The sequence below is a fragment of the Streptococcus sp. A25 genome (assembly GCF_043674095.1).
GTDB classification, from domain to species: domain Bacteria; phylum Bacillota; class Bacilli; order Lactobacillales; family Streptococcaceae; genus Streptococcus; species Streptococcus suis_V.
On sequence record NZ_JBIMJO010000036.1, the window covers coordinates 1 to 3406 of the forward strand.

General features: G+C 41.3%; 5 protein-coding genes and 1 pseudogene. All 6 read left to right on the plus strand.

From position 1 onward, the window contains the following. Nucleotides 1–272: pseudogene (locus ACHBID_RS11010) on the plus strand (hypothetical protein); the annotation flags it as partial. A 10-nt stretch (nucleotides 273–282) separates the two neighbouring features. Beyond that, nucleotides 283–510, plus strand: a complete 228-nt coding sequence (locus tag ACHBID_RS11015; protein ID WP_174853302.1) for a hypothetical protein — start codon at nucleotides 283–285, stop codon at nucleotides 508–510. 10 nt (nucleotides 511–520) lie between these two features. After that, on the plus strand, nucleotides 521–784 hold the full coding sequence (locus tag ACHBID_RS11020; RefSeq protein WP_394732353.1) for a hypothetical protein: 264 nt from the start codon (nucleotides 521–523) through the stop codon (nucleotides 782–784). Nucleotides 785–794: 10 nt separating this feature from the next. Further along, a complete protein-coding gene (locus tag ACHBID_RS11025) occupies nucleotides 795–1034 on the plus strand; it encodes a hypothetical protein (protein ID WP_394732354.1) in 240 nt (79 codons plus the stop codon). 478 nt (nucleotides 1035–1512) lie between these two features. Next, nucleotides 1513–2238 (plus strand): hypothetical protein, encoded by a 726-nt coding sequence (locus ACHBID_RS11030; protein ID WP_394732355.1) that lies wholly within the window; start codon nucleotides 1513–1515, stop codon nucleotides 2236–2238. A gap of 59 nt (nucleotides 2239–2297) precedes the next feature. After that, on the plus strand, nucleotides 2298–3137 hold the full coding sequence (srtB, locus tag ACHBID_RS11035; RefSeq protein ID WP_394732356.1) for a class B sortase, LPKTxAVK-specific: 840 nt from the start codon (nucleotides 2298–2300) through the stop codon (nucleotides 3135–3137). Nucleotides 3138–3406: the final 269 nt, after the last annotated feature.

Sequence of the window (3406 nt, forward strand, 5' to 3'; positions counted from 1 at the left end):
TCAATGACGAATTAGACATTCTAGAAGTTAATCATAGTAGAATCTACTGGGCAAGAGAAGAAGGTCGCGAAGAAGGTAGAGAAGAAGGTCGTGAAGAAGGCAGAGAAGAAGGTCGTGAAGAAGGCAGAGAAGAAGGTCAACTTCAAGCCAGCTACTCGATAGCACGCAATTTATTGTCAGCCAACCTATCCCCAGAGCTCATTGCCCAAAGTACGGGTCTTTCCCTGTCCCAAATTCACGAGCTCCAAGGCGAGCTATTAACCAATAGTTGAGGAACAAGCCATGTTCAATGACGAATTAGACATTCTAGAAGTTAATCATAGTAGAATCTACTGGGCAAGAGAAGAAGGTCGCGAAGAAGGTAGAGAAGAAGGTCAACTTCAAGCCAGCTACTCGATAGCACGCAATTTATTGTCAGCCAATCTATCCCCAGAGCTCATTGCGCAAAGTACGGGTCTTTCCCTGTCCCAAATTCACGAGCTCCAAGGCGAGCTACTAACCAATAGTTGAGGAACAAGCCATGTTCAATGACGAATTAGACATTCTAGAAGTTAATTATAGTAGAATCTACTGGGCAAGAGAAGAAGGTCGCGAAGAAGGTCGTGAAGAAGGCAGAGAAGAAGGCAGAGAAGAAGGTCGAGAAGAAGGTCAACTTCAAGCCAGCTACTCGATAGCACGCAATTTATTGTCAGCCAACCTATCCCCAGAGCTCATTGCCCAAAGTACGGGTCTATCCCTGTCCCAAATTCATGAGCTCCAAGGTGAGCTACTAACCAATAGTTGAGGAACAAGCCATGTTCAATGACGAATTAGACATTCTAGAAGTTAATTATAGTAGAATCTACTGGGCAAGAGAAGAAGGTCGCGAAGAAGGTCGTGAAGAAGGTCGCGAAGAAGGTCAACTTCAAGCCAGCTACTCGATAGCACGCAATTTATTGTCAGCCAACCTATCCCCAGAGCTCATTGCCCAAAGTACGGGTCTTTCCCTGTCCCAAATTCACGAGCTCCAAGGCGAGCTACTAACCAATAATTGAGGAACAAGCCATGTTCAATGACGAACTAGATATTCTAGAAGTTAATTATAGTAGAATCTACTGGGCAAGAGAAGAAGGTCGTAAAGAAGGTCAACTTCAAGCCAGCTACTCAATAGCGCGCAACATGCTTACTAAGCACATGTCGGACGAGGATATAGCAGAATTGACAGCACTCCCCTCACAACCATCGCCCAGCTCCGCAGTCAATTAGAAACCGGAGCTTAATCAAGAACAACTATAAAGCCAAAAGATAATTTAAGATAAGATAATAGTCTTTCTTTTTAGTAAGGTAAATCACTCAATATAGTTGTCATAGTTACACCCTATCCATTCATATCAAATAATCACAAAAAACTTTTCTAAAAAAATCCTTAAATTTTTTTAAAAAACTCTTGACATAGATAAAAAATCAGCTTATAATATAGGTATCTGCAGTGGCAGTAATAAAATAAAAGAAAAACATAAGGAGTTTTTTATCATGAAAAAAACATTCGTAACTTTGGCTACAGTTGCAGCATTGGTTGCAGCAGCAGCTCCAGCAGCTACTACATTGGCAAACAACCCTACTTACAACGTTGAGTCACAAAAAGCTGACGCTATCGTTGCTGAATTGGGACGTGAGTATGCTTTGGCATATGCAAATGCAGCTTCTGCAAAAATCGCTTCTGAAACAACAGCACATATCTTGAGCCAGGCACAAGAAGATCGTGATACAGTTTACACTGCTGAAGATGCAAAGGTAGCAGCAGCTCAAGCAGCTCTTGATGCAGTTAACACTGAATGGGAAAACGCTAAAATTAAAGCAGCTAATGACTACCCAGCTGATGCAACTAAATACAATGCAGCAGTAACAGCAGCAGACTTTGAATACGGAATTAAACAACAAGAAGCTAAAGATACATTGGCTGATGTTACTACAAAAGCTAAGGAAGCTAAAGCTAAAGCAGACAAAGCTGTAGCAGAAGCACAAGCTGACTTTAATAAAGCTCAAGCAGAATTGGCAGCAGCAGTAGCAGCTAAAGAAGCAGCATACAACAAAGCTATCAACGGTGGTTTGACTCAAGAGCAAGTAAAACAAGCTGAAGCAGGCGCTGAAGTAACTGCACCTAGCAACACAGCAGCTAAACCAGCAGCTAAAACTGTAGCAGCAGCTAAAACTGGTACTGGTTCTAAAACACTTCCAAAAACAAGCGCAGCTAAATAATTAGTCTAAGCTATCATAGATAAAGTTGCCCTCGGGCAACTTTATTTTTTAGGTGATTTATGAAGAATACAAAAAACAAAAAATATATAGTAGCCTTGTTAGCCTTTCTAGCTGTTGCTGGGATTGCCCTTTCAGCTTTCTTCGGCCTTCAAGGTAGTAAAAACAATACAGCCTCAACAAATAATCAACCAAGCTCTAGTCAACAGGCATCATCATCTTCTTCCGCTTCTTACCAAATTTCAGAAGAAGAAAAAGCGGCCTTAAAAGAACAATTCGATGGTCTCAAAGCTATTAACCCAGATACCATTGCCTATGTCTATGCTCCAGGTACCAACCTAGATGAGCCGGTTGTTTATAGCGGAGATAACACAACCTACCTATCGAAACTCTTTGATGGTTCAGGTGAAGACCCATATATGGGAACAGTCTTCATGGATATGGACAACAAGACGGACTTCAGCGACAAGTTAACCTGGCTCTTTGGACACGCACGTGGATCTAAAGTACCAGATAGCCGCATGTTTAACGATGTTAACTTCTATGATGACCAAGCCTACTTTGATGCACATCCTTATGTAGTCGTTCGAACACCTGAAAAAGTTCATTACTATCAGGCCGCTTTCATGATTATTGTTCATGAGTCGACAGCCTTCTATCGCACAAGTTTCGATAGCGACCAACAGTTCGAAGAGCAGTTGACAGCAGTTCGTGAAGGTGCAGTAGCAAAAAATGATAATATTGAGATTAAAGCATCAGACAACTACCTGGTTCTCTCAACTTGTCGTGAAGATGACGTAACCATTCGTGCCAACCTCTACCTCCGTGAAATCCCTGAGTCAGAGCTCGGAGACTTCCTTGCAGAACATAAAGATGAACTAAATTACGTTCCAACACGCTAATCACTAAGCTGGTCACATGACCGGCTTATTTTTTTCAAAAAAGTGTTCAAAAGCTATTGACAGTATTAGCTATAGATGATAGAATAATGAAGTTGTCTCGCGAGGGACTGTTGATGAAGGATAAACGAAAAAAAGTTTCAAAAAGTAGTTGACAGGAAATCAGGGATGTGATATACTGATATAGTTGTCGCAAGAGACGATAAGACCTTTGAAAATTAAAGAAGACGAACCAAACGTGCAGGGTGATTTATAGAAATATAAATCGTCAA